Source organism: Polaromonas sp. P1_E1_2 (assembly GCF_056406035.1).
In genome coordinates this window covers 1-1,008 of sequence record NZ_JBFUAZ010000949.1, presented here as the reverse complement: position 1 = coordinate 1,008, position 1,008 = coordinate 1, and the positions used below count along the sequence as shown (strand labels likewise).

The window sequence follows — 1,008 nt, the reverse complement described above, 5'->3', positions numbered from 1 at the left end:
AGGTAAGGCCGCATCGGATGGGCGGCGTCGCCCAATAAGGCCACACGGCCTACAGCGTGCTGGTGGGCACCCCGCATCGGCGCGCGGTCGTGCAGCACCCACAAGCGCCAGCCCCCGATGGCATCCAGTACCTCGCGCAGCGCGGCACAGCAGCCGGCCGTCGCCGCACCCAGATCGGAGGTGTTGGCACTGTGGTCCCAGAGGTCGGCTTCGGCAGCGGCTTCACCCTGCACGATGGCCACCACATTGAGCCATTCACCGCCGCGCACCGGGTACTGCACCACGTGCATGCGCGGCCCCAGCCAGACCGTGATCTGCCGGCTCCTGAGCAATTCAGGTAGATCGGATTGCCGCACCAGGGCACGGTAAGCCAGGTGGCCGGTGCGGCGTGGCAGACCGTCACCCAGCAGTTCCTGGCGCACTGTGCTCCAGATGCCGTCAGCACCTATGAGGGCGTCGCCTTCAATGCCAGGGCCGTCGTCGGCCTGCACCGTGACGGCTTGCGCGGTCTGGCTGAAGGACTGCAGAGGCCGGCTCAGATGCAGCTTCACGTCGGCGTGCTGCTGCACGGCCTGCAGCAGCAGGCCGTGAAGGTCGGCGCGATGAATGGAGAGGTAAGGCGCGCCATAACGCTGGGCCATAGCGGCGCCAAGCGGCAACTCGCCCAGCAGCTGGCCCGATATGGCACTTCGCACCTGCAGGCGCTCGGGAATGGCAGCCACGGCCTGGAGCGCGTCGGCCAGCCCCCAGCCATGCAGCACTTTGACGACATTGGGACCGAGCTGAATGCCGGCGCCGACTTCGCTGAAGGCGCTGGCGCGTTCAAACAGGCGGACGTACCAGCCGGCGCGCGATACCGCGAGCGCCGCCGCCAATCCRCCGATGCCGCCGCCGGCTATCAGGGCTTGTCTGAACATCAAGCGAGCAACTGTCGCAGCACGAACGGCAAAATTCCGCCGTGGCGGTAGTAGTCGACCTCAATGGGTGTGTCCACGCGCAGTATCACGG

At 67.2% G+C, this 1,008-nt stretch carries 1 protein-coding gene; it reads right to left on the bottom strand.

All coding sequences use genetic code 11. The features are described from left to right. On the bottom strand, window positions 1-917 hold a 917-nt coding region (locus tag AC1D1P_RS24330), incomplete at its 3' end, for an FAD-dependent monooxygenase (RefSeq protein ID WP_477674791.1). Between the last annotated feature and the right edge of the window lie 91 nt (window positions 918-1,008).